This is a genomic window from Collinsella sp. AM09-41 (assembly GCF_003473245.1).
In the GTDB taxonomy this organism is placed as follows: domain Bacteria; phylum Actinomycetota; class Coriobacteriia; order Coriobacteriales; family Coriobacteriaceae; genus Collinsella.
This window is the reverse complement of sequence record NZ_QRMJ01000002.1, coordinates 26,032-50,761: the sequence shown is the minus strand read 5'-3', so window position 1 is coordinate 50,761 and position 24,730 is coordinate 26,032. Positions and strand designations below refer to the sequence as shown.

Sequence of the window (24,730 nt, the reverse complement as noted above, 5' to 3'; positions counted from 1 at the left end):
ATGCTTACAGATCGCGTACTCGATAAACCTTGGTGCTGACGGCGCAGCTCAGTGCACATAGCACGAGGGCCAGTGCGGCAATTCCTGCGCATAGGCAGCCGAGGACGGCGGGATCGGGATTTGCCCCGGCAATCGACATGAGCCAGTTGCTGATGGGGTTGGAGGAGCTCAGCGTGGCCATGGCAAGGCATCCGAGCAGGGCAAACAGACCAACGGACAGGCGCAGCGCCTCCATGTGTCCAAAACGAAAGAACAGCGGCTGCGCCAAAAACACCATCATGAGGGAGATGAGCATCGAGGCTGCCGAGGCGGCTGCGATCTCAAAGACGGCCTGTCCCGTCGGAGGGATGCCTGCATTATTGAAGAGTGGGATGGTGACGATGTTCAACAGTGCAGCCGCACATGCCATGATGGCCGAGAAAGCAACGATACACAGGTAGCGTGCGCAGATGATGTCTTTGCGCGAGAAGGGCAGCGTTGCCCGATAACGCTCCCAACCGTTTTGATTGTCGAAGCCGGCCAGCGAGCTCATGACCATGATGGGTGACATGGCACTGGCCGCGCAGGCGCCGGCGCTCATGCCGGAATCGCCATCCGATGCGTTGGCGAGGGTCAACACGACGAAGATGAACAGGCCGACGCCCGCAATGCTCGGGATGAGCGTGCGAACGATGGCGAGCTCGGACATAAAGGCGCGTTTCATTTCGAAGCCCCTTTCAGCATGAGGCGAAGATAATCATCAATGGTTACCCGGTCGCAGGGAATCTCGGGGAAAGCCTCGAGCGTATCGCGACGGTTGGGCACGAGCACGTCCACGCTATAGGCGTGGCGGGCGGCACGGGCGCCTTCGACGAAAGCCATGAGCTCTGCGGCCTGTGCTTGCGTGCAGTGGGCGATGCCGGCGCGGTCGGTAATGTCCTCGCGTGGTAGGTCAAATACAATCGAGCCATTATCGATGCAGATGACGCGGTCGGCGGTACGATCGAGGTCGGACGTAATGTGGCTCGAGAGCAGCACGCTGCGCTGGCCGTCGGAAACAAAGGCGAGCAGCTCATCGAGTAGTTCCTCGCGCGCCATGGGATCGAGGCCCGCGGTGGCTTCGTCCAAAACGAGCAGCTTGGCATTGTGGCTGAGCGCACAGGCGAGCTGCAGCTTCATGCCCATGCCGCGGGAGAGGTCTTTGACCTTGGTTTTGGGATCAAGGCCAAATCGGTCGATAAATCTGGCGAATGTTTCGCGACTCCATGTGGGGTACGCCGGGCCTACGAGCGTCTCGATCTGGCCCACCTTGAGCGTGGAGGGGAAAGGGCACGTGTCCAGGACAAGACCGACGCGGGAGCGCAGGTGGCGCTGTGCCTCGCCGGGCGCATTGGCATCGCAGCGCTGGCCAAGCAGCTGCACCTCGCCGGCATCGAGCTTTATGAGCCCGAGCGCGGCGCGAATGGTCGTTGTCTTGCCGGCGCCGTTTGCGCCCACAAAGCCGACAATCTGGCCGGGCTCCACGGTGAGTGTGACATCGCGTAGCGAAAAGCGGTCGCTTACGCGGCGTGAAACGCCTTTGAGTTCTAGCAAGTTTTGCATGGTATAGCCTTTCTTGCAGATGGCTACTGCATGGTTTCGGGAGCTACAAGGTCGAGCATCTCGTGCAATTTGTCGCGCGTGACGCCCAGGGTTTCGGCCTGCGTAGCGGCCTGCGCAAGCAACTCTTCGATATGGCAGAGCTGCTTTTCGCGCAAGAGTTCCTGGTTGCCCTCGGCGACAAAGCAGCCCTTGCCCTGCACGGTGCAGATAAAGCCGAGCTGCTCCAGGTCGGCGTAGGCGCGCTTGGTGGTGATGACACTCACGCCAAGATCGCTCGCGAGTGCACGGATGCTGGGGAGTTTGGCTCCCGAAGCGAGCGCGCCCGAAAGGATCTGAGCTTTGACTTGCGAGGCTATTTGCTCGTAGATGGGCTTGTCGCTCGAATTGGATAGGATGATGTCCACAGCGGCTCCTTAGCTGTTGGGCTACACGTGTATATAACCGGTAAGCACAGTATATATACACTATGTACAGTTACGCAAGAGACAAATTCGGATTGGGCCGGCTACCCAGGCCCCAACTGATGAATTTGTCCTGATAGGCGCCCTAGAGCGGGATTTCGCGGCTACAATAGTGCGGTTACATCGACGTAATGCACTCAATGCAAGAAAGGATCCGCATGGCAAGCCTGTCGGATGAAATCTCGTCGCGCCGCACATTCGCGATCATCAGCCACCCGGACGCCGGTAAGACCACGCTTACCGAGAAGCTGCTGCTCTATACCGGCAGCATCCAGACTGCCGGTTCGGTCAAGGGCAAGAGCTCGGCCAAGCACGCCGTCTCGGACTGGATGGACATCGAGAAGGAGCGCGGCATTTCCGTTACCTCCTCGGTGCTGCAGTTCACCTATAATGGCGCCTGCGTCAACATCCTCGATACCCCCGGCCACCAGGACTTCTCGGAGGATACCTACCGTACCCTTATGGCCGCCGACGCCGCAGTCATGGTCATCGACGGCGCTAAGGGCGTCGAGGCCCAGACCAAAAAGCTCTTTAAGGTCTGTACGCTGCGCCACATTCCCATCTTCACCTTTGTGAATAAGCTCGACCACGAGGCTCGCGATCCGTTTGAGCTCATGGAAGAGATCGAGAACGTCCTGGGTATCAATACGTATCCCATGAACTGGCCGATCGGCAGTGGTCGCAACTTCCGCGGCGTGTTCGACCGTCAGACCCGTCGCGTCATTGCCTTTGAGGGCGACGGTCACGCCAACGCCACCAAGAAGGTCGCCGAGGTCGAGGCCGAGCTGGGCGATCCTTCCATGGACGAGCTCATCGGCGAGGAGAACCACAAGAACCTGATGGACGACATCGAGCTGCTCGATGGCGCCGGCGACGAGCTCGACTTGGATGCTGTGGCCTGCGGCAAGCTGAGCCCGGCGTTCTTTGGCTCGGCGCTCACCAACTTTGGTGTGGAGCCCTTCCTCAAGGAGTTCCTGCGCCTGGCCCCGACGCCGCGCGCCTATACCGATACGCTCACCAGTGAGCCGGTCGATCCCTGCCGCGACGACTTTAGCGGCTTTGTGTTTAAGATCCAGGCCAATATGGACAAGAACCACCGAGACCGTATCGCCTTTGTGCGCATTTGCTCGGGCAAGTTCGAGCGTGGCATGGACGCCTTCCACGTGCAGGGCAACCGTAAACTCAAGCTTGCAACGGGCACGTCGATGATGGCCGATGACCGCGCCATCGTGGACGAGGCGTACGCGGGCGATATCGTGGGCCTGTTCGACCCGGGTATCTTTAGCATCGGCGACACCGTGTGCTCCGGCAAGTGCCACGTGCAGTATCCGCAGATCCCGACGTTTGCCCCCGAGATGTTCGCTCGCATTACGCAGGTCGACACGCTCAAGCGCAAGCAGTTCGTCAAGGGTATGGAGGAGCTTGCCCAGGAGGGTGCCATCCAGATCTTCCGCGAGCTGGGTGCCGGCATGGAGAGCGTTATCGTGGGCGTGGTCGGTGTGCTGCAGTTTGAGGTACTCGAGCGCCGCCTCAAGGCCGAGTATCGTGTTGAGGTCCGTCGCCAGCCGCTGCCCTATACGGACATCCGCTGGATTCAGAACGACCCCGATACCATTGATATCCCGGGCCTTTCGCTCACGCGTGACACGCTGCGCGTCGAGGACATGCGCGGCGGTAAGCTGCTGCTGTTCACGAGCCCGTGGAACGTGGATTGGGCAACCGATCACAACCCCGATCTTATCCTGTCGGAGTTTGGCAACGTAGCCTTTTAATGCATCGGCGCGGTGGCCCTGTGGGGCTGCCGCGCCGTTTGCTTGCCTGATGCCGTGTGAGCGGCTATTATACCCATCGTCGTCTCAAGACCGTGACGTCCGAGCAGTTCGGGTCCGATATCCTGCTCGTTAAACCTAAAACCAAAGGAGTACATAATGATCAAGAAGGTCATGGAGGACTACAAGGTCCTGTTGCGGAGCATTCCCGCGGCAACGGTTTCGCTGTTTTTCGTGAGTGTCATCATGATGAACCTGCTGGCCAACAAAGAGCTTATCAGCCTGCCGTATCTGGCACTCGATTGCGGCTTTGTGGTGAGCTGGGTTTCGTTTTTGTGCCAGGACATGATCTGCAAGCGCTTTGGCGCCAAGGCATCCATCAAAATCTCTATCCTCGCGCTGCTGGTCAATCTGGCCGTGAGTCTGTGCTTTTGGGCATGCTCGCTCACGCCCGGCATGTGGGGCGCCTACTACGACACGGGTATGATCGAGGTCAACACCGCCCTTAACGCCACCATCGGCGGCACCTGGTACGTGGTGCTGGGCTCTTCGCTGGCAATGCTCGTTTCTGCCGTGGTTAACTCCACACTCAACCAGTCGCTCGGTCGTATGCTCAAAAAGAATAACTTTGCGAGCTTTGCCTTCCGCTCTTATGTGTCCACGGGTGTTGGCCAGTTTATCGACAACTTGGTCTTTGCCATTGTGGTGAGCCACACGTTCTTTGGTTGGACCTGGGTGCAGGTCCTTATGTGCTCGCTGACCGGCGCTGTTGCCGAGCTGCTGTGCGAGGTCTTCCTGAGCCCCGTGGGCTACAAGGTCGTGCGTGGCTGGGAGCGTGAGAATGTGGGCGCCGAGTACCTCGAGCGCCACGCAACCGCCTAAGGGGCAAGTATGCGGGTTTTGATCACGGGCGCTTCGGGCGGTATCGGAGCCGCGTGCGTGCAGCGCTTTTTGGACGAGGGCCACGAGGTCGTGGGCTTTGACCTGCTGCCGACGGCGGTCGAGCACGAGCGCTACCGCCATCTGATCGTTGATGTACGCGAGCCTAACTCGTTTCCAGGCGACCTTGAGCCTCAGGTAATCGTGAACGTTGCCGGTGTACAGGATTCGGCCGATGACATTGCCGCCAACCTGCGTGGCACCATCAACGTGACCGAGCGCTACGCCTTTGTGGGAGAGGGGCTTGCCGCCAAGCCAGCGCCTGCTATCCAATCCGTGGTCAATGTGGGGTCGGCGAGCGGACATACGGGATCGGAGTTTCCCGCCTATGCTGCCAGCAAGGGTGGCGTTATTGCCTACACCAAGAACCTTGCAAACCGCCTGGCGCCGCAGGCCATCGCCAACAGCGTGGACCCGGGCGGCGTTATCACGCCGCTCAACCGTTGCGTGATGGAAGACGAACACCTGTGGAACCAGATTATGGAGCTCACGCCGCTTAAACGCTGGGCCACCGCCCAAGAGATCGCCGAGTGGATCTACTTTGTGGGCGTGACCAACCGGTTTATGACCGGGCAGAGCCTGTTGATCGATGGCGGCGAGGCCGGCCGCACGCAATTTATTTGGCCCGAATAGGAAACGCGCCCGATGGAAAGCTGTCGGGCGCGTTTTTGATGTATCGATTTTTAGCCGATGCAAGTCCAGTTGACGGGGGTCGAGCCGTGCTGTTCGAGTAGCCGATTGGCGGCAGAGAAGGGGCGCGACCCCATAAAAGCGGGGAGTTCTGCCGTGGCACGGTTGGCCGAAAGCGGCGAGGGGTGCGTAGAGGCCAGACAGAACTTGCCGGTTGCCTTGCCCGCGCCGGTAGCGGCGAGCTTGCCTTCGACCATCTGCTGGGCAAAGCGGCCCCATGCCAAAAAGACTACCGGCTGGGGCAGCTGACAGCAGCGTTCGATAACGTAGTCGGTGAGCGTGCTCCAGCCCAGTTTGGCGTGCGAGTTCGCGGCATGCTCGCGCACGGTGAGCGTAGTGTTGAGGAGCAGGACGCCCTGTTGTGCCCATGGGGTTAGGTCTCCCGTGGCGGGAATGGGACAACCCAGATCGGCTTTGAGTTCCTTATAGATGTTGCGCAGGCTCGGCGGCAACTTGGTTTGCGTCGCAGGTACCGAGAACGACAGACCCATGGCCTGGTTGGGTCCGTGATAGGGGTCTTGGCCCAAGATGACAGCCTTGACCTGGTCGGCCGGCGTGTAGGCGAGGGCATTGAGGATGTCGTCTTGTGCCGGGTAGATGGTCTGCTCGGCACGCAGAAGGGCGATGCACTCGAGCAGCTGGTTCGTAGCGTTACGTACCGGCTGCGGCGCATCGCCCAACCAAGTTGCTATGTTGCGGTCGCGAGTTGCAGCGTCCATGGAACTCCTTTAGGGCAGATGCTTTGTCGGCATCTATTGTAAAGGCGCACCGGTTGCCTTTATGCCGCGGCTACATGAGGAGTGGGGCCTACGAGACGTGCTCGGGCGCTGCCGCCATATGAGCATGCCCATGTGCGCGAAGGCGCGGAAGCTCGACAGTTGCCACCATGACGCCGGTGAGGATGAGGGCAGCGCCAAGGAAGGCGATGGGGCTCAGGACCTCGCCGACCAGGAAAAACGAGAAGACGGCGGAGCAGACCGGCTCGAGCGAGAAGGCGAAGCCAGTGGTTTCGGCAGGTACGTGGGGCTGCACGAGCGTCTGGGTGATAAAGCCGTAGGCAGAGCAGATGAGTGCGAGCGCAACGATAACGACGATCTCGCTCGGCGTGCTGGGAAGCGTGAAGCCGCCAAAGGTAAATGCGGCGATACCCGAGAACAAGCCGCCGAAGCCCAGCTGCCAAACGCCCAGAGCCAGCGGATCGACTTCTTCGACAAAGCGCTTGGCGATGATAATGTGGCCGGCATAGATAAAGGCCGAGAGCAGCATGATGATCGCGCCGGGATTCAGGCTGGTAAAGTCGGCGCCCGAGAGCAGCAACATGCCGCAGGTGACGATGGCGGTGCCGATGAGCACCTTGCGCTCGGGAGCGCGACGCAGCAGGGCCGCGTTGGCAAACGGCACGATTACGACCGTCAGGCTCTGCAAAAAGCCGGCGGTGGAGGCGGAGGTGAGGCTGGAGCCCAGGCACATGCAGGTGATCTCGGTTGCCATGATGGCGCCGATGATGGCGGCGCGGACCATCAGGTCACGGTTGATGCGCACCGCGTGCTTGTGGAAGAGCAGCAGGCAGGCCGCAAAGGCGATGATGCAGCGCAGCGCAACGATGCTCGTGGCGTTCATGCTGTCCATGCCGATCTTCATGAGGGGGTACGAAAAGCCCCATGCGACGGGAACGGAAAACGAGAGCGCGATTGCTTTTTTGCGATCCATGGGACTCCTTTTGTTACAGAACGGTTTCGCAAAAAGGATTCTGCGCTCAGATATGGATGTAGTAAAGCGAATGTATCTTCAGTATGATTAAGAAATGCTAATGTAGGCAGAAAAAGCCCTGGCAAAACGTTTTATGGCTACATCGATGTGGAGGCACGATGGCATCGCGGTATCAGATTGTATGTATGGTGGTCGATTGCGGCAGCCTGAAACGTGCGGCCGACGAGTTGGGCTATACGCAAAGCGCGGTGAGCCAGGCCGTCAAGGCGCTCGAGCGCGAGCTGGGCACCACGATTATCGAGCGTGGCAAGCAGGGCGTCTCACTGACGCGCGACGGCAAACAGTATCTGCCGTATCTGCGCCAGATCGTTACGGCCGAGGCCGAGCTTGAGGGCAAGCGCCAGGAGTTGCTGGGGCTTTCGTCGACCGACATTCGCATTGCGACGTTTACCAACGTGAGTCGTACTGTGTTGCCGCGTGTGATCCGCGACTTTGGGGCCCTGCATCCGGGTGTGCGCTTTACCCTCAAGCAGGGCGATTACACGCGCAATGCCCAGTGGGTGCACGATGGCATGGTCGACTTTTGCTTTACAGCGCGTGGATTTACCGAGGGGCTCGAGAAACGCGTGGTCTATCACGACGAGCTGGTGGCGCTGTTGCCAGCCGTCCATCCACTGGCGGCAAAGGAAAAGGTGACGCTTGCCGACCTGGCGTCCGAACCGTTTGTGCTGCTGGATGAGGGCGAACAGAGTCTGGTGCTCGATGCGTTTGCCGCGCACGGGCTATCGCCGCATGTGACGAGTGAGGTCACCGATGACTACACCATTATGGCGATGGTGGAGGAGGGCCTCGGTGTGAGCATGCTCTACCGCCGTACCGTCGAGGGCATGCGGGCCGATATTTGTGTGCGCCCCATCGTGCATGCTCCCTCGCGCGACGTCGTGGCGGCTTGGCGCAGCTGGGACACCATGCCTATCGCCACGAGGCGCTTTATCGACTATATGAGCTCGCATATTGTCAATTAATGACTGGCGTGGCGTTGAGTGTGGTGATTAGCGGGCTGTCGCTTTGGCTTGCGCCAGACGGTAGGTGCGTGCCGGGTGGCAGAGCAGTACCGCCACGACCATAAAGAACGCCGTGGTGCCCAGGCTGATGGGGTAGACCATCATGATGTTCGCAAAGGTGCGGAAGTGCGGGAACACGCAGAACACCCAATAGAAGCGGATGCCGCAGACGCAAATCATGGTGATGAGGGCGGGCATGAGCGAGATGCCAAAGCCGCGCAGATAACCGGACATGTTCTCGTAGAACATGCTAAAGGCGTACGCCGGGAAGATCGAACACACACGGATATAGCCGATCGAGACGATGTTGGGGTCGCTGTTGAACAACGCCAGGATCTCGCGCCCCAGACCGACGATGATGACGATGGTGGTGAGCGCGACGATGCCGCCTTCGACCAGGCAGACCTTGAGCGTCTTGGTGCAGCGGTCGATCTGGCGCGCGCCGTGGTTTTGCCCCACAAAGGTGGTGCAAGCCTGGCTAAAGCTGTTGAGCAGGTTGTAGCACACATACTCCAAGCTCATGGCGGCGCTGGATGCCGCCATGACCTCGGTGCCCAGGCTGTTGATGGCGGACTGGATGATGATGTTGGCGACGGCAAAGACGGCGCTTTGGATACCGGCGGGCAGGCCGATCTTGACGATGCGCTTGAGGGCGACGGGGTCGATAGCTAGGTCGTGTAGGGTGACGCGGACGACGGAGTCGGTCTTGAGCAGGCGGATAAAGAGCGTGGCGGCGCTGACGGTGTAGGCGATGGCGGTGGCGATAGCGACGCCCGCGACGCCCCAGTGGAGTACGGGGACAAAGATGAGGTCCAGGCCAATGTTGAGGACGGTGGACACGGCAAGCGCCTGCAGCGGCATGCGGGTGATGCCGACGGAGCGGAAGATCGCGGCCTCAAAGTTGTAGAGCAAGATCGAGGGCATGCTCAGCAAAAAGACGCGTAGGTAGAGTGAGGCGAGCGGCATGGTCTCGGCAGGCACGTTGAGCGCGGCGAGCATGGGCTCGGCAAAGATCTCGCCCAGTGCGATGACGACAAAGCCCACGAGCGCCATTAAAATCGAGGTATGGACGGCACGTTTGACCATGTTCTGATCGTTGCGGCCGATAGCGTTGGCAATGACCACGTTGGAGCCAAGCGACATGCCAATAAACAGGTTGAGCATAAGACTGGTAAGCGGAACATTAGAGCCGACCGCTGCCATGGCAAGGGTTCCCTGGTCGCCCGAGAAGTTGCCGATGATGACCGTGGCGATGAGGTTCGATAGCTGCTCAAGGATGCTCGTGGCGGCGACGGGAAAGGCGAATAGGGGAATATTGCGCCACAGCGAGCCGGTAGTCATGTCAATGTGCTTGGACGCGGTATCAGTCATACGCTCTCAATCTCTACTATGCGATTCGCTAGATATTTGCGCAGACGATGATACTCCTAATGCATCCAGCCGGCACTTAGGGACGTTCCTTTTCTGCCGGCAGCTGGGGACACTCCTTCAGACTAGTCATTTGGTCGTTGGGGACGTTCTTAAACGACTAGTCATTCAAGAACGTCCCCAATGACTAGGTGGGGGAGGCGTGAGACAATGGTGGGCGTTGTGTTGTCCGCGCTAAGGAGTTGCCATGTTGTTGTGTCCCGTTTGCCATGAGCCGTTGGTGGACGATGAGCGCGGTGCTGCATGCGCGGGCGGACATCGGTTTGACCGTGCGCGCGAGGGCTATCTGTATCTGCTGCGCTCGTCCAAGAGCGGCGACTCCATGGGCGATCCCAAGTCGCAGGCGCGCAGTCGTCGCGACTTTTTGAACCGCGGTTACTATGCGCCGTTGCGCGATGCGATGGTCGAGCTGGTGCGCGAGCAGGCGCCTGGGTGTGCGGCATCTACCGGCACCCCCATGACCTTGCTCGATATTTGCTGTGGCGAGGGCTACTACACGAGCGCCATGGGTGCGGTGCCGGGCGTGGAGGCTTTCGGGTTCGACTTGGGCAAAGAGATGGTGCGCCTGGCTGCCAAGCGCGGCGATGCGACCTATTTCGTGGCCAACATGAAGGATATCCCCGTGGCTGATGGCGCCTTCGATATGGTGACCGAGCTCTTCGCCCCCTTTAACGAGCGTGAATTTGCCCGCGTGCTGGCGCCCGAGGGCTCGCTCTACACCGTGGTGCCGGGTGCTCGGCATCTGTTTGGGCTCAAGGAGGTGCTCTACGACACGCCATATCTCAACGATGAGAAGCTGCCGAAGACGACCGAGCTCGAGTTGGTGGGAACGCAACGGGTATCTGCGAACATTACGCTCCAGACGCAGGCCGACATCGAGGCGGTGTTCCAGATGACGCCGTACTACTACCGCACGCGCCCTGCCGATAAAGAGCGCCTGGCAAACCTGGACACCCTTCAGACCGATATCGACTTCATCATTGCCGAGTACCGTCACAGCTAACAACCTGCCAAAAAGGGACAGGTTTATTTTGGCAGGTTTTATCTGGGCAAACGTAAAGGGCCGACCGCGGAGATGCGCGATCGGCCCTTTTTAGTTGCTTGGCTACAAAGGTTATGAGAAGCGAGCGCTTACAGGCGGTCCTTGTTCTCGGCCTTAATGTCGTGTGCCTGCTGAATAAAGAACAGGTCGTACACCACGATGACAAAGGCGCCAAAGTTGATGGCGTCGCCGCCAAACGCGGGAAGCGTGAGCACGGCCTGCGCAATCGTGGCGATTGCGGCGACGATGCCGAGCTTAAACGCACCATCCACCTGCGAAGGCTTGTTGGCGCCCTTGATGCCCGCAACACCTGCGGCAAGATCGACAAGACCCTTGATGACAAGTACGGCCGCGGCGAGCATGGCGTTCGACCCGTACGTGGAATCGAGGCTGCCCTTGGCGATGCCGACGCCGGCGATGACGAGGCTGGCGATGCCCAAAACAAAGTAAATGAGGGCAAGGACTTTGAGTGTCTTGCGAGTGAAGCTCATGGCTGGTCCTTTCGATACGAGTACGCCAACCTGGCGCACCCTATGTGCTGCACATATGGTGAAGCACATTGTAGTTCAACGCGGCGATGCATGCGCCTGAAAGCGTCTCTTGCCTGCACGGTTCAACCTTTCAAAAAGGAAAGCTGGACGTAAGTCAAATCGATGGCAGCGCATGCGCGGCGCTGCGATGATGAGGCCATGGTAAGAGCTGGACCGAAGGAGGAGCCATGATGTACGGAGTCAAGCAAGTGGATGAGCCGCGGTCGCTGGGAAGGCGCATGAGTGATTCTGTGATCGCTGCCGTGTGCACGGTATTGATGGCGGTGCTTTGCATTGGGATGCTGTGGACCATGTCGCATGTGGGACAATAACGGACGGTTGGGTGCCGACATGAATGGCGCCCATGTATTCGTTTTGTTTGCTAAGGAGTGTCCATGGGCGTCGTCGATCCCTTTTCTGTTGCTCGGGCTGCTGGGCTCGAGCTCGTGCGGACGTCCGAGGGCCTTACGCTCACCGACGGCACGATGGAGTTGCGTGCCGATTTTGGCCGCATGCTTCCACGGCTCAAGCAGGGTCGTCTGCAGCAAGAGCTGTTGGTAAAGGCTGCGCGCACAAAAGGCATCGAACAACCATGGGCGATTGACGCCACGGCAGGCTTTGGCGAGGATTCGCTGCTGCTGGCGGCAGCGGGCTTTACCGTCGATCTGTATGAGCAGGATTGCGTGATCGCGGCGCTGCTCCAGGATGCCCTGGATCGCGCGGCAGATGATTCGGCGCTTGCGGCCGCCGTGGCGCGCATGCACTTACATGCGGGCGAGGACAGCATTGCCGGCCTTCGCCATACGGCTGAGCTGGTCGAGCGCGATGAGCTCGCGGCTCCCGACGTGGTGTATCTGGACCCCATGTTTCCTGAGCGCACCAAGAGCGCGGCGGTCAAAAAGAAGTTCCAGCTCTTGCACCATCTGGAACAGCCGTGTGCCGATGAGGAGACGCTGGTTAAAACTGCGCTTGCAGTGCGGCCGCGCAAGGTCGTTATCAAACGGCCGGTGAAGGGCCCATTGCTTGCCGGCGTTAAGCCGAGCTATCAGCTTGCGGGCAAGGCCGTCCGCTACGATGTTTTGGTGCCGCCGCGCCCGTAGCCTGCGCGTGATGGCCGGCGATGTGTCGGTGCCGTGCCGCTGCGTGAGCGCCGCTCCGTTGCGGAGCCTATTTCCAAGGATGCGACGTCAGATGCCACCCGCCGCAGTATTCGCATTTGTAGCAGGCCAAACCACGCCGTCCACGGTTTTCGCAGTCGGCCATAACGGCCTCGGCCTCGGCGCGTGTGTCGTAGCGGTTTTTGCGCTCGCACGATTTGTAGCGCCAAGCCTCATCGCGCTCGGCGTCCAGGGCATCGCGGCGCTCGTCCTCGCGCGCAAACAGGTCGCTCATATCGCCGCCGGTGGCAGCGCCCAAAAACTCGCTTTTGGCCTTTGACCAGGCGGCTCGCTTTTTGCTTCCCATCCGCTCCTTGCCCTTTCCAAACGCTGGTATCATTGCTCAATCAAAGTGATACCAATAAACGTGAGGTCGCCGCGTGATGATCAGAAAAACCCTCGAGACCGACATTCCCGCCGTCATGGCTATCTATGATGCCGCCCGCGCCTTTATGCGCGCGCATGGCAACGCCACGCAGTGGCCCGAGGGCACGCCTTCGGCCGAGCAGCTGGCTGCCGATATCGCCGCCGGTGGCAGCTATGTGTGCGAAGTCGACGGTCGCGTGGTGGCGACGTTTGCCTTTTTGCCGGGCCCGGACGAGTGCTATGACGTCATCGAGGACGGTCAGTGGCGCAGCGACACTCCGTACGCCGTGCTGCACCGCGTGGCGTCCGACGGCACCGTGCACGGTATCGCGGCCGCGATGTTTGCCTTTGCCAAGGAGCGTGCCGACCATCTGCGTATCGATACGCACGCGGACAACCTGCCCATGCAGGGTGCGAGCCTCAAGGCAGGGTTCGAGCGCGCCGGCGTCGTGTATGTGTCCGACGGCACGCCGCGCGTTGCGTTCGACTGGCTGCGCGAGGCATAAGGGCCGAGTCACATACCAGCGTTTCATCGAAATGAAAATGGCCCCGCGTGGGGCCATTTTTGGTAAAACGCGTCGTTGTGGGACTCGCATTGTTACCGCCTCAGATGAGACCGGGCAGACAAAAGGGGAGGTGCCGGCTTTCGTAAGGCGCGAACCTACGAAAATCGCCGCGCGGCAACGCAGGGCGATGAGCTTGGTCGGGGGATAGGGCCCGCTTCGCCCGCCGGCCCGTAAATTGTATCATCCAGTGTGGAACGAGGATGCCCGTTGCCGAGTGCGACGGGCTTGCAATAAGAGGAGAGCCATGTCGAAGCAAGCGGTCGTTGGAATCTTGGCGCATGTCGATGCCGGCAAGACCACACTGGCCGAGGCCATGCTGTTCTGCGCGGGTCGCATTCGCAAGCGCGGCCGCGTGGACGATGGCGACTCGCACCTGGATACCAACGCCATCGAGCGCGAGCGCGGCATCACGATTTTCTCGTCGCAGGCCGTGTTCGACCACGGTGATACCCGCGTCATGCTCGTGGACGCTCCCGGACACGTGGATTTTTCGGCCGAGGCAGAGCGCACGTTGCGTGCGCTCGACTACGCGATTTTGGTGGTAGGTGCCAACGACGGCGTGCAGGGGCACACCGAAACCCTGTGGCGCCTGCTTGCGCGCTATGACATTCCGACGTTCATCTATATCAACAAAATCGATTTGGAGAATCCCGGCCGCGATGTTTTGCTGGCACAACTTGGGCAGCGTCTTTCCGAGGGCTGCCTCGATGCGAACGAACTGCTGGCGGGCGGCGCCGCTTGGGAGGACGCTGCCGCGTTGGACGAGGCAGCCCTCGAGGAGTTTCTTGAGACGGGTGAGCTTTCCGTTGCAACGCTTTCGCGCATGGTTGCCGAGCGCAGGCTCTTTCCCTGCTTTGCCGGCTCGGCGCTCAAGGATCAGGGCGTGGGCGAGCTGCTGGATGGTATGTGCACGCTGATGCGTGAGCAGGCGTGGCCGCCGGAGTTCGCCGCGCGTGTCTATCGTGTCAGCCGCGGTGTTCGTGGCGAGCGCTTGGCTTGGGTTAAAGTGACCGGCGGCACACTGCATGCCAAACAGATGATTGACGGGCGTTCCGGCGCCGAGGCATGGGAGCAAAAGGTCGATCAGGTGCGCATCTATAACGGAGAGAAGTACGAGCTTGCCCAGGAAGTTGCCGCTGGCGGTATTTGTGCCGTGACGGGTCTTGCGCACGTTCGCCCGGGGGATGCCTTGGGTGCGGAGCCCGGGTGCGATGCGCCCGTCATTGCGCCGGTCCTCACCTATACGGTGCTCCCGGGCGAACATGATGTCCATGCGGTGTTTAAAGCGCTGGCTGAGCTGACGGACGAAGACCCCATGCTCGGCGTAAGCTGGAATACGCATCTTGAGCAGATTCACTTGCAGTTGATGGGCGCCGTGCAACTCGAGGTCGTGCAGCGGGTGTTGGCCGATCGCTTTGACCTTTCGATTGAGTTTGAGCCCGGCGGCATTCTCTATAAGGAGACTATTTCGCGGCCGGTCGAGGGCGTGGGCCACTTTGAGCCGCTGCGCCACTATGCCGAGGTGCATCTGCGCCTGGAGCCGTTGCCGGCGGGTTCGGGTGTGCAGTTTGGCACCGTGACCTCGGCCGACGAGCTCGATCTTAACTGGCAGCGTTTGGCACTCACCAACGCTATGGAGCGCGACCACCTGGGCGTGCTGACGGGCTCGCCCATCACCGATGTGCGCATTACGCTCGCGGGCGGCCGCGCGCATGCCAAACACACCGAGGGCGGCGATTTTCGCCAGGCCACGTACCGCGCGATTCGCCAGGGTTTGATGCAGGCGCGCGAGACCGGCGCGGCGGTGTTGTTGGAGCCGTGGTATCGCTTTGAGCTCGAGGTGCCGGGGGAGTGCGTGGGCCGGGCGCTCTCGGATGCCACGCGCATGAGTGCCGAGTACGAGCCGCCGACGATGGCGGGAGACCGGGCGAAGCTTGTGGGTCGCGTTCCGGCATCCGAGGTGCAAGATTATGCGCTGGAGGTGGCTGCCTACACGAGCGGTCGCGGGCATCTGTACCTGGAGTTCGCCGGTTATGCGGCTTGCCATGATGGCGAGCGCGTAATCGAGGCTGCCGCCTACGAGCCCGAGGCCGATCTGCCCAACACGCCCGACTCGGTCTTTTGCGCCCACGGCGCCGGCTACACGGTCAAATGGTACGACGCACCCGCTGCGGCGCACGTAAAGGTCGATCCCGCCACCTTCCGCCCCTGGCGAGCAGCAGACGCCGAGTTTTTCGGCCACATGTGACAAAGGGGCAGTTCCTTTGTCACATGCTATTGGTATAACTCGGTATAAGTTGGTATAACTGTTACCAGGGTTTGCCAATCCGAGGAGGCCGATATGAATCCAAATCCCTTTAAGCCCACAGCTGGTAAGCGGCCTCCGATACTCATCGGTCGCGAGTCGGTCATCGAAGATTTTGAGGAAGGGCTCGACAACGGCGCCGGAGCGCCGGGCAGGCTCATGCTCATTACGGGAAACCGCGGCTATGGCAAAACGGTTCTCCTGCGGGAGCTGCAACGTCTAGCCAGCGAGCGCGGATGGGCGGTTGTCTCCGATTCCGCTTCGCTTGGTTTGTGCGACCGCTTGGCCGACGCGCTTCGCTCGAATAAACCCGTTGTGACGTCAATGGAGTTTGGGCCGTCGTTTGGCCGGATGTCGGTCGAGGCGGCGCGGGCAAAAGGCGAGACATTGCGAGGGCTGGTCAACGAGCGTCTCAAGAAGCTCGGTCCGGGCAAGGGCGTCTTGTTTGCGATTGACGAGGCACAATCGGTGTCTATCGAGGAACTGGCGGCTCTTGCCGTCCTCTATCAGCAGGTGCTCGGAGACCAGGATGCCACGGGCTTGCCCGATAGCGACCAGCGCGGTCTTGCGCTGGCGTTCGCCGGCTTGCCCAGTATGGTTGACGATCTGCTCGAAGAGCCGAGCGTGACGTTTTTGCGGCGTGCCCAGCAGCGTACGTTGGGGGCAATATCTTTGCCCAAAGTGCGCGATTCGTATATCCAGACGGTCAAAGACGCTGGTCTTTACGTTGACGCGGAGACGGCGGACCTTGCGGCGCGCAAGAGCATGGGGCATCCCTATATGGTTCAGCTGGTGGGCTATTACATGTGGCGGTCTGCTGTCCGGCGTGGCTCGCAGGTCATCGAAAGGCGCGATGTCGAGAATGGCCATGCGGATGCCGTCTCCGAGTTCTACGAAGCGGTTGACGCACCTCTGTATTACGGTCTGCGCAGCCCTCAGCGCCTCTTTATCGAGGCTATGGCGGTTGACGAGGACAAGCCGACGCGCACGGCGGATATCATTGAGCGCTGCGACCGTACCCAGAGCTGGGCGAGTAAATATCGCGCAAGCCTGATTCGCGAGCGCGTCATCGAGGCCGCCGGATACGGCCTTGTGCGGTTTACCGTGCCCATGCTGGGCGAGTATATCCGCGACCGCGTTTTATGGCATGAGTAGGGTGATAAAGGTGACGGAACAGAAGATGAGCCCGCAGGCTATCGAGGTGCGCGGTGCACGTGTCCACAATCTCAAGGACATCGATATCGATATTCCGCTGGGGAGGCTCGTGGGCATTGCCGGCGTGTCGGGCTCGGGCAAGAGCTCGCTGGCGCTGGGAGTTCTTTATGCCGAGGGCTCGCGCCGTTACCTGGAGGCGCTCAGCACCTATACTCGACGTCGCCTGACGCAGGCCGAGCACGCCCAGGTGGACGAGGTATTGCACGTACCGGCGGCACTCGCGTTGCATCAGCGTCCCAGTGTGCCAGGCGTGCGCTCGACCTTTGGTACCATGACCGAGCTCAACAACAGTCTGCGTTTGCTCTTTAGCCGCTGTGCCCATCACGTGTGCCCACATTGCGGGGCGCGTGTGGAGCCGAGCCTTAACGTGGCTGCGGGCCTGTCGCTCACGTGCCCCGCATGCGGCCGCGAGTTCTACGCGCCGAGTGCCGAGGACCTTGCCTTTAACAGCGGCGGTGCGTGCCCTACCTGCGGCGGCACCGGTGTCATGCGCGAGGTGGACGAAGCGAGCCTGGTGCCCGACGAGTCAAAGACCATCAACGAAGGCGCGGTGCTTCCCTGGGGTACGCTCATGTGGGATCTGATGAAGCAGGTAGCCGGCGAGATGGGCGTGCGCACCGACGTGCCGTTTAACCAGCTCACGCCCGCCGAGCGCGACATTGTGTTCCACGGTCCGGCGGTTAAGAAGCACATTCTCTACGTTCCCAAAAAAGGCGAGGGCGCCACGCCGCTCGACTTCACCTATTACAATGCCGTCTATACGGTCGAGAATGCGCTCGCCAAGGTTAAGGACGATAAGGGACTTAAGCGCGTGGCTCGCTTTTTGCGCGAGGGCCCGTGCCGTGACTGCGGCGGCACGCGTCTCTCCGAGGCTGCGCGCCAGCCCCAGGTGCGTGGTATCAATCTGGCGCAGGCCGCGGCCATGACGCTGGGTGAGGCGATTGAGTGGGCGCGCGGGGTGCCCGCATCCTTGCCGGCCGAGATGCAGCCCATGGCGACGGATATCTGCGATTCGTTTTTGAGCGCGGCTCGTCGCCTGGTCGACCTGGGGCTCGATTACCTCTCGCTCGACCGCGCCGGTGCTACGCTCTCCACGGGTGAGCGCCAGCGCGTGCAGCTTGCCCGCGTGGTGCGCAACCGCTCGACGGGCGTGCTGTATGTGCTCGACGAGCCCTCGATCGGCTTGCATCCTGCCAATGTTGACGGCTTGGTAGGCGTAATGCGCGATCTGGTGGATGACGGCAACACCGTGGTCGTTGTCGACCACGACACGCGCGTATTGGCGGAAGCCGATTATCTGGTCGAGATGGGCCCCGTTGCCGGAGCGGGCGGCGGTAATGTGATCGCCGCCGGTACGGTGGATGAGGTCGAGCAATCGCAGGACAGCCGCATCGCCCCGTTTTTGCGCTCGGAGCCCAAGCGCTTGCGGCCGCAGGTGGCTGACGACGAAATGTTCGACCAGGGCCATATCCGCATGGCGACCGATGCCATCCATACCGTCAAACCGCTCGAAGTCGATATACCGCGCGGTCGTCTCGTCGCGGTGACGGGCGTTTCGGGTTCGGGTAAGACGACGTTGGTGCTCGAGACGCTCATCCCGGCGCTCAAGGCTCAGGCAACTGGCGAGCGCCTGCCAAGCCATGTGCGCTGGATCGATGCCGAGGGCATCGCACGCGCCAACCTGATTGACGCTACGCCCATCGGCGCCAACGTGCGCTCGACGGTGGCGACTTATGCCGACATCCATGACGAGCTGCGTCGCGCCTTCGCCCGTACGCCCGAGGCCAAGGCAGCTGGCTACAAGGCGGGCGCATTTAGCTACAACACCGGCGCCTTGCGCTGCCCTACGTGCGATGGCACGGGTTCGATATCGCTCGACGTGCAATTTTTGCCCGATGTCGAGATCGTCTGCCCGTCATGTCGCGGCTCACGCTATGCAGACGCGGCCTCGCATATCCATCGCGAGGGCAAGGACGGGAGCCTGCTTACGTTGCCGCAGCTCATGGACATAAGTGTGGACGAGGCCCTCGACGCTACGGTGGGGCTCAAGAAAGTTCAGGCGCGCTTACAGACCCTGCACGACCTGGGCTTGGGTTATCTCACGCTCGGCGAGCCCACGCCGGCGCTTTCGGGCGGCGAGGCGCAGCGCCTTAAGCTCGCGAGCGAGATGGGCCGCGTGCAGGATGATGCCGTATTCGTGTTCGACGAACCCACAATTGGCCTGCACCCGCTCGATGTTCAGGTGCTGCTGAGTGTGTTCGACGGCCTCGTTGCCAAGGGCGCCACAGTCGTCGTAATCGAGCACGACCTCGACCTTATCCGTAACGCCGATTACGCAATCGACATGGGCCCAGGTGGTGGCGACGCAGGCGGGCAAATCGTCTGCGTCGGCACGCCGGGCGACATCGTGGCATGCCCCGCAAGCATCACCGGCCGCTACCTATAACCGAATGTGACAAAGGGACCGTCCCTTTGTCACATTCCCAGAAAGCCTGTTTGGCGCAGAGCCTCGTAGAGGACGATGGCGGCGCTGTTGGAGAGGTTGAGTGCGCTGATGCGGTAGTCGTCCGGATTGACGAAGTTGCCGCAGATATCCTGTCGAAGGATGGCTTCGTGGCTGTCCTCGGTATGCCCGAGCGACTCCTCGTGGGCCTCCCAGGCGTCGGCGTTTTCGAGCGAGTCGCAATCGCGCAACATGGGGATGCGCTCGCAGCGCTCGGGCGCCGCGGCAAGCAGTGGCTCGGGAATCCCCGAGCTCTCGCTGCCAAAGACCAAAAAGTCACCGTCGCGGTAGGTACTTTGCGCATAGGTGCGGCGCGCCTTTTTGGTCAGCAGATGCAGGCGTTCGTCGGCGGGGGAGAGGCCGTTGCGCGCAAGGAAATCCTCCCAGCCGGCATAGGTCGTCACGTCCAAATTTTGCCAGTAGCCCAGGCCGGCGCGACGCACCGTCTTGTCGTCGAGCGAAAACCCCAGCGGCTCCACCAGATGCAGGCGGGCGCCGGTAACCACGCAGGTGCGGCCGATATTGCCCGTATTGGCCGGAATCTCGGGCGCATACAGCACAATGTTGAACATGAATCTCCTTGGCTCAGAACGAAAAACCACCACGAAGGGCACCTTCGTGGTGGTTTGGCGGTTACGTAGGCGGAAAAATGCCCGCTTGGATAAATCTAGGCGCGGTGCCAGTCGGTCAGGCAGGCATCGAGGGAGGCGATGAGCGCATCCTTGTCCATGTGACGGCCGATGATGCACAGGCTCGTCATGCGGTCGCCCGTCTCGTCGTCCCAAATCTGCATGATCTCGGGGTTCTCGTCGATGATCTTCTGCTTCTCGCCCTCGGGCGCGGAGTCAACGAACAGACCGTTCTCCATCAGGCGCATTTGGTGGCCGGCCTGCTCGAACATGTAGCACATGTCCGGATCGCCGGTCTGCCACAGCGGACCCTTGACGCGGATGACCTCGTCGGGCCACTCCTGCTCAACAAAATCGGTGAACTTCTGCAGGTCAAACGGCTTGCGGCGCGAGTACACAAAGGTCTCGATGTCGTACTCGAGCACCTCGGGGTCGTCGTGCTCCTCGGGATGCTCCATGGCCTCGATCCAGGCGGCGGAGTTGTAGGCGCGCATAAAGTCGAAGCGGTCGGTGTCGAGCAGCTCCTCCATGGGGACCTCGCCGTTTTGGGCCTCGACAATCACGGCGTCCTTCTGCAGGCTGCGCACGATAGCCTTGAGCTCGGCGATCTGCTCAGGGCTCACGGTATCGGTCTTGTTGAGGATCAGCGTGGAGCAGAACTCGATCTGCTGGATGAGCAGGCTCTCGATGTCGTCCTCGTCGATATCCTCGGCCAGCAGGTCGCGACCGCCGTTGAACTCGTCGTACATGCGGGCGCAATCGACCACGGCCACGATGTTGTCGAGTGCAAGCTTGGGCTGGCCGCCCACCTTGGCCTCGTCGCAGAAGCTTGAGATGGTGTAGGCGATGGGGATAGGCTCGCAGATACCCGAGGCCTCGATGATGATGTAGTCGAACTTGCCCGAATCGGCGATGCCCTGCAGCTGGTTGGCAAGGTCGTCCGAAAGCGTGCAGCAGATGCAGCCGTTGGTGAGCGGGATGAGGTCGTCGGTCTCGGAAAGGCCGCCGTCGGCGATGAGGCTGGCGTCGACGTTGATCTCGCCGATATCGTTGACGATCACGGCGGCGCGGATGCCGCCGTCGTTAGCGAGGATGTGGTTGAGCAGTGTGGTCTTGCCGGCACCGAGGTATCCGGTAAGCATGATGATCTTCACGGGTTTGTTGGGCATGTGCCCTCCTTTGTTAGACATGGCTTACAGTTGAATCTTATGCCAAACGCCTGCTCTTATACCCACGCGCCGGCAAATAACACAGGCTACTCCCAGGCTCCCCATACATCGGGGCAATAACCGACGGTGGCCTTTTTGCCGTTGCGCACGATGGGCTCGGCTAGAACCTGCTGGTTCTCGAGCAACTTGTCGAAGCGCTGGCTAGGGGTGAGGTGCTGGATGAGCGCGAGCGTCTCCTCGTCCTTGGCCTTGGGGTTGAGCAGCTTGTCGATGCCGCCGACCGCCTGCATCACGCTCGTGAGCTCGCCTTTGCTCATCTCCTTTTCCTTCAGGTCGATAAATTGCACCTTAATGCGGCGCTCCTTAAAATAGCGCTGGGCCTTCTTGGTGTCGAAGGACTTTTTGGTGCCAAAGATTTGAATATTCATTGTTTGGTTCCGCCGTTCTGCCTGATGAAGTTGGTCCTAGCGCGATCGGCCTCGGGAGCTTCGATGCCAGCGGCCTGTCCTGCCTCGATACAATGCAGGAGCCAGGCCATGTTCTTGCCGATGTTGCGCATGGTGGCCAGACCCTCGGCATCTCCGTCGGCGTCGCCGGGCACGCAGCCAAACACGTTGTTCCAGTACGTGGACGCTACCACAGGCATCTGGTTGATGGTGAAGTACTTATTGAGCACGTCGAAGGTCGTCGACGTACCGCCGCGACGGGCGACGGCGACGGCAGCGCCCGGCTTGTGTGCAAAAGCTTTGCTACCGGCATAGAATGCGCGATCGAGTGCCGAGAGAATGCGGCCGCTGGGGTGCGCGTAGTAGACAGGCGAGCCAAAGACAAAGCCGTCGGCCTGTTCGGCGGCAGCGATCAGCTCGTTGACCACGTCGTCGTCAAAGGTGCAGCGACCGCCAAGCTTGCCACACTGGCCGCAACCGATGCAATCGCGAATAGGCTTGGCGCCCAGCTGAAACATCTCGGTATCGATGCCCTCGACGTTGAGCTGCTCGGCGACCTCGGCGAGTGCGCGGGCCGTGTTGCCGTTTGCCTTGGGGCTGCCATTGACCAAAAGAACCTTCATCACAAACTCCCTCTGCTGTCGGTGACTTCTGCAGAGGATTATCGCACGAGCGGGCAGATGGCGTGGGGCACGATGCCGGCCCCGAGGGCCCACGGCAGGCACGCTCACCAGGTACGAGCGGGATACGGTCCAGAGGATGTTGGAGTGCGGGGCCTCGTGCGAGCAGATTGTAAGGGGTCTGGGCGGGTCGCCCTCGATGGCGAGCTTTGAGGCCTTGGAAGGCGGGCTGCTGCGGCGGCTATGGTTTATACTAAGGCGGTTGCTATCGAGTAATTCATACTTGGTTTGATTCGATTGTGAATGCGTAACTAGGATGGAAAGCAAAGGAAACTCTATGGAAACAGAGGATGCTGTTTGCTTGATGACTTCGATTGCCTTGATTGTCCTTTCAATCCAATACCGAAGAGGAAGATGGCTCTGCTCAATTGCTGGATATGATGTCACAAAAAGGGAGAGCGAGATTGATATACGCCCTTACGCAAAGCTGATTTCTTCTGTGACGTTATGGATGGGGCTGCTGTTTTTCTTGTGGGCGGTAGAGGACTGGGTACGCGATTGGAATACCAGCGTTTTTGAAGTTTTGGTTCTACTTCTGTTCAGCTTGGCCTCTTTGTCGTTCGTGCGGCTCGTTAGGTTTGTGTTTATGAGGCGGTAGCCAGCGGAAGTGGCTGGACGACAAAATGGACCAATGCAGCCAATTGTCAATAGAATTTGATAGGCTTGGCTTAACAGATTTACTCGAGGGCATATCCGTGGCGAGGGATAGGTTCTATCTTGTTGAGCACTTATTTGCATCAGGCAAAGTAAACCAAGAGTATCGAAACGGTGCCCCCGGGCCCCGGGAGGGACTGCGGGGACGTTCGGCTAACTGCGGGTACGACCTATTTGCCCAATGTGTTCGGTTGAGATCGGAAATTAACCATCATGCGCCCCATAACGCTAGTCCAGCTTGGTGCCCGGTACTTGTGGTGCCTCTTCAAGTAGCGCTTTGAGCTCGTTCAAAATGGAAACGGGCTGTCGGTCGACGGCGTCCAGATGAAGTGTGGCCACACGAATGGGCGGCTGATATTCAAATGAGCCAAAGAGTACGGGCGACCCCAAGAACCGCTCGATTTCTTCTGCGATCGTGTCGGTCTCTTCGGGATCAAGGTCATCGAAAAGCGCCACGAACATCGGTCCGGTCGAGCGGAACAGACGGCCCTTGCCGCGCGAACAGTCCATGAGGCAGGCGGCACTTTCTGCCAAAACGCGGTCGCCCGCATCAAAGCCAAAGCGGGCATTGACCTTGGCGATGTCGTCGATTTTGATGGCGACCAGGCCTGCCTTGCGCGCCACGCGACGCATTTCGCCAATGGCGTTGACCAGGGCGTGGATATCGCCCAGGCCGGTCACGGAATCGGTCGTATCCGCCAAGCTTCGGTTGATGATAATGCCCACATACATGTTGGGCTCGGTTTCGGTGCTATCCAAGCGGTAGCCCGTACACTCGCACAGCGCATATTTACCAGCGGTATTCATGACGCGATACTGCATGTAATGGAAGTGCCACGCGCCGTTTACCACCATATCGAGCTCGCTGCGCACGTTGTCGCGGTCCTCGGGGTGAACGCGGGCGAGCCACATATCGAGCGAGTTATAGGGATGCTGGGAGGGCAGGTCAAAATCGCGCACGGCATTAATCGACCATTGCGATTCGCCGGTATCGAGGTTAAGGATAAACGGATAGCGCGTCTCGGAGCTCATGGAGATCGCTTGGAACACCCGGTCGTTGCAGGGAGGCTGATCGGCGATTGGGCGCATGGATGCGTCGTTTTCCTTCGGCTGCTGCACACGGTGCATGAGCTTGTAGCGATACATTTTGCGGTCGGCGTCCATGGTCATCTGGCGACGCGTATCGCCAGCGAGTGGGTCGACGCGCGAGCAGCCAAAGCTAAAGCTAGCGATCATGGGCGCTTTGCCGCCCGATGTTGCCTCGATAAGGTTGGTGCGCGTCCGCTCCAGGCGCTGCTCGAGTTCGGCTTCATCTGTCGTGGGGGATACGAGTACAAATTCGTCTCCACCGATACGGAACAGCAGGTCATTGGGTTCCATTGTCTCGGTGAGTGCACGGCAGATGCTCAGGATGTAGCGATTGCCCTCGGTGTGGCCAAACGTATCGTTGCAATGCTTAAGGCGATCGATATCGATATAGGCGCAGGTGAAGGGGGTGCCTTTGTGCCAAAGCAGCTCGGCATAACGGTGGAGTCCAGCACGGTTGCCAAGATTGGTGAGCGAATCGATATAGGCGCCGCGCTCAAGCAGCTCGCGTTCTTGCTGCAGGATGGCAAATGTCTTCTGTAGCTGCTCACCGATGGCGCACAGCTCCGTGGGCAGCGCGGCAACATCGAGCTCGGCGGTCGAGACCCCGTTCGCAAGTCGCTGAAGATAAGCAATGATCGATTGCTCGCCCAGGCGATACGACTCGTTCATGATGGATAACCTCCTTGGGCACAACAGTGGTTTGCATCATATCCCCAATTCGGTTTGGATTGGGGGCA

General features: G+C 60.3%; 24 protein-coding genes. 11 read left to right on the top strand and 13 right to left on the bottom strand.

The features are described from left to right. Nucleotides 1–4 precede the first annotated feature (4 nt). The 3 genes from DW112_RS03280 to DW112_RS03270 are packed head-to-tail and all read right to left on the bottom strand — an operon-like array spanning nucleotide 5 to nucleotide 1,985. Entirely contained in the window at nucleotides 5–703 is a 699-nt protein-coding gene (locus DW112_RS03280) for an ABC-2 transporter permease (protein WP_118328319.1), read from the bottom strand. Beyond that, a complete protein-coding gene (locus tag DW112_RS03275; protein ID WP_118328318.1) occupies nucleotides 700–1,581 on the bottom strand; it encodes an ABC transporter ATP-binding protein in 882 nt (293 codons plus the stop codon). Before DW112_RS03275 ends, DW112_RS03280 begins: the two co-directional genes overlap by 4 nt. 23 nt (nucleotides 1,582–1,604) lie before the next feature. After that, the gene (locus DW112_RS03270) at nucleotides 1,605–1,985 is read right to left on the bottom strand and encodes a GntR family transcriptional regulator (RefSeq protein ID WP_118328317.1); all 381 of its coding nucleotides are present in this window, start codon (nucleotides 1,983–1,985) and stop codon (nucleotides 1,605–1,607) included. 215 nt (nucleotides 1,986–2,200) lie between these two features. On the opposite strand from DW112_RS03270, the gene DW112_RS03265 reads away from it, so the two are divergent. From DW112_RS03265 to DW112_RS03255, 3 genes are all read left to right on the top strand, one after another. Continuing rightward, complete coding sequence (locus tag DW112_RS03265) at nucleotides 2,201–3,814, top strand: peptide chain release factor 3 (RefSeq protein ID WP_118328316.1); 1,614 nt, start codon at nucleotides 2,201–2,203, stop codon at nucleotides 3,812–3,814. 156 nt (nucleotides 3,815–3,970) lie between these two features. Beyond that, the gene (locus DW112_RS03260) at nucleotides 3,971–4,693 is read left to right on the top strand and encodes a VUT family protein (RefSeq protein WP_226812554.1); all 723 of its coding nucleotides are present in this window, start codon (nucleotides 3,971–3,973) and stop codon (nucleotides 4,691–4,693) included. Between the two features lie 9 nt (nucleotides 4,694–4,702). Further along, nucleotides 4,703–5,383, top strand: coding sequence for an SDR family NAD(P)-dependent oxidoreductase (locus DW112_RS03255; protein ID WP_117630049.1), 681 nt, complete (start codon nucleotides 4,703–4,705; stop codon nucleotides 5,381–5,383). Between the two features lie 50 nt (nucleotides 5,384–5,433). Here DW112_RS03255 and DW112_RS03250 read toward each other — a convergent pair whose 3' ends face one another. Together DW112_RS03250 and DW112_RS03245 are read right to left on the bottom strand one after the other, a co-directional pair. Further along, nucleotides 5,434–6,159, bottom strand: coding sequence for a uracil-DNA glycosylase (locus tag DW112_RS03250; RefSeq protein WP_118328315.1), 726 nt, complete (start codon nucleotides 6,157–6,159; stop codon nucleotides 5,434–5,436). A gap of 88 nt (nucleotides 6,160–6,247) precedes the next feature. Further along, nucleotides 6,248–7,150: a DMT family transporter gene (locus DW112_RS03245; protein ID WP_117803779.1), complete on the bottom strand. Its 903-nt coding sequence runs from the start codon at nucleotides 7,148–7,150 to the stop codon at nucleotides 6,248–6,250. Between the two features lie 158 nt (nucleotides 7,151–7,308). Between DW112_RS03245 and DW112_RS03240 the strand changes: the two genes are divergently transcribed. Next, entirely contained in the window at nucleotides 7,309–8,175 is an 867-nt protein-coding gene (locus tag DW112_RS03240) for a LysR family transcriptional regulator (RefSeq protein WP_117757283.1), read from the top strand. 27 nt (nucleotides 8,176–8,202) lie between these two features. Here the strand turns inward: DW112_RS03240 and DW112_RS03235 are convergent, their stop codons facing one another. Continuing rightward, nucleotides 8,203–9,585: an MATE family efflux transporter gene (locus DW112_RS03235; RefSeq protein WP_117848217.1), complete on the bottom strand. Its 1,383-nt coding sequence runs from the start codon at nucleotides 9,583–9,585 to the stop codon at nucleotides 8,203–8,205. A gap of 244 nt (nucleotides 9,586–9,829) precedes the next feature. Between DW112_RS03235 and DW112_RS03230 the strand changes: the two genes are divergently transcribed. Next, on the top strand, nucleotides 9,830–10,645 hold the full coding sequence (locus tag DW112_RS03230; protein WP_118328314.1) for a putative RNA methyltransferase: 816 nt from the start codon (nucleotides 9,830–9,832) through the stop codon (nucleotides 10,643–10,645). Nucleotides 10,646–10,773: 128 nt separating this feature from the next. On the opposite strand, the gene DW112_RS03225 is transcribed toward DW112_RS03230, so the two are convergent. Beyond that, nucleotides 10,774–11,175: a hypothetical protein gene (locus DW112_RS03225; RefSeq protein WP_117848220.1), complete on the bottom strand. Its 402-nt coding sequence runs from the start codon at nucleotides 11,173–11,175 to the stop codon at nucleotides 10,774–10,776. 434 nt (nucleotides 11,176–11,609) lie between these two features. On the opposite strand from DW112_RS03225, the gene DW112_RS03220 reads away from it, so the two are divergent. Beyond that, on the top strand, nucleotides 11,610–12,314 hold the full coding sequence (locus DW112_RS03220) for a class I SAM-dependent methyltransferase (RefSeq protein ID WP_117758262.1): 705 nt from the start codon (nucleotides 11,610–11,612) through the stop codon (nucleotides 12,312–12,314). A 67-nt stretch (nucleotides 12,315–12,381) separates the two neighbouring features. Here the strand turns inward: DW112_RS03220 and DW112_RS03215 are convergent, their stop codons facing one another. After that, nucleotides 12,382–12,678, bottom strand: a complete 297-nt coding sequence (locus tag DW112_RS03215) for a hypothetical protein (protein WP_055310006.1) — start codon at nucleotides 12,676–12,678, stop codon at nucleotides 12,382–12,384. A gap of 76 nt (nucleotides 12,679–12,754) precedes the next feature. On the opposite strand from DW112_RS03215, the gene DW112_RS03210 reads away from it, so the two are divergent. The 4 genes from DW112_RS03210 to DW112_RS03195 all read left to right on the top strand — a co-directional run bounded on the left by DW112_RS03210 (nucleotide 12,755) and on the right by DW112_RS03195 (nucleotide 19,269). After that, nucleotides 12,755–13,243: a GNAT family N-acetyltransferase gene (locus tag DW112_RS03210; protein ID WP_117736485.1), complete on the top strand. Its 489-nt coding sequence runs from the start codon at nucleotides 12,755–12,757 to the stop codon at nucleotides 13,241–13,243. Nucleotides 13,244–13,547: 304 nt separating this feature from the next. Continuing rightward, nucleotides 13,548–15,551, top strand: a complete 2,004-nt coding sequence (locus DW112_RS03205) for a translation factor GTPase family protein (protein ID WP_118328313.1) — start codon at nucleotides 13,548–13,550, stop codon at nucleotides 15,549–15,551. Nucleotides 15,552–15,644: 93 nt separating this feature from the next. After that, nucleotides 15,645–16,763, top strand: a complete 1,119-nt coding sequence (locus DW112_RS03200; RefSeq protein ID WP_117736484.1) for an AAA family ATPase — start codon at nucleotides 15,645–15,647, stop codon at nucleotides 16,761–16,763. Nucleotides 16,764–16,773: 10 nt separating this feature from the next. Continuing rightward, the gene (locus tag DW112_RS03195) at nucleotides 16,774–19,269 is read left to right on the top strand and encodes an excinuclease ABC subunit UvrA (protein ID WP_233504163.1); all 2,496 of its coding nucleotides are present in this window, start codon (nucleotides 16,774–16,776) and stop codon (nucleotides 19,267–19,269) included. 29 nt (nucleotides 19,270–19,298) lie between these two features. Here DW112_RS03195 and DW112_RS03190 read toward each other — a convergent pair whose 3' ends face one another. The 4 genes from DW112_RS03190 to DW112_RS03175 all read right to left on the bottom strand — a co-directional run bounded on the left by DW112_RS03190 (nucleotide 19,299) and on the right by DW112_RS03175 (nucleotide 22,193). Further along, nucleotides 19,299–19,898, bottom strand: coding sequence for a tRNA (cytidine(34)-2'-O)-methyltransferase (locus tag DW112_RS03190; RefSeq protein ID WP_117736482.1), 600 nt, complete (start codon nucleotides 19,896–19,898; stop codon nucleotides 19,299–19,301). A 95-nt stretch (nucleotides 19,899–19,993) separates the two neighbouring features. Then, the gene (locus DW112_RS03185) at nucleotides 19,994–21,124 is read right to left on the bottom strand and encodes a GTP-binding protein (RefSeq protein WP_055252195.1); all 1,131 of its coding nucleotides are present in this window, start codon (nucleotides 21,122–21,124) and stop codon (nucleotides 19,994–19,996) included. 86 nt (nucleotides 21,125–21,210) lie between these two features. Further along, nucleotides 21,211–21,552, bottom strand: a complete 342-nt coding sequence (locus DW112_RS03180) for an arsenate reductase family protein (RefSeq protein WP_022093957.1) — start codon at nucleotides 21,550–21,552, stop codon at nucleotides 21,211–21,213. Continuing rightward, the gene (locus DW112_RS03175; RefSeq protein WP_117758260.1) at nucleotides 21,549–22,193 is read right to left on the bottom strand and encodes a flavodoxin family protein; all 645 of its coding nucleotides are present in this window, start codon (nucleotides 22,191–22,193) and stop codon (nucleotides 21,549–21,551) included. The genes DW112_RS03180 and DW112_RS03175 overlap by 4 nt, the downstream gene beginning before the upstream one ends. A 334-nt stretch (nucleotides 22,194–22,527) precedes the next feature. Between DW112_RS03175 and DW112_RS03170 the strand changes: the two genes are divergently transcribed. Beyond that, a complete protein-coding gene (locus tag DW112_RS03170; RefSeq protein ID WP_055252192.1) occupies nucleotides 22,528–22,848 on the top strand; it encodes a DUF3784 domain-containing protein in 321 nt (106 codons plus the stop codon). Between the two features lie 284 nt (nucleotides 22,849–23,132). Here the strand turns inward: DW112_RS03170 and DW112_RS03165 are convergent, their stop codons facing one another. Beyond that, nucleotides 23,133–24,662 (bottom strand): diguanylate cyclase domain-containing protein, encoded by a 1,530-nt coding sequence (locus tag DW112_RS03165; RefSeq protein WP_117758259.1) that lies wholly within the window; start codon nucleotides 24,660–24,662, stop codon nucleotides 23,133–23,135. Nucleotides 24,663–24,730 lie beyond the last annotated feature (68 nt).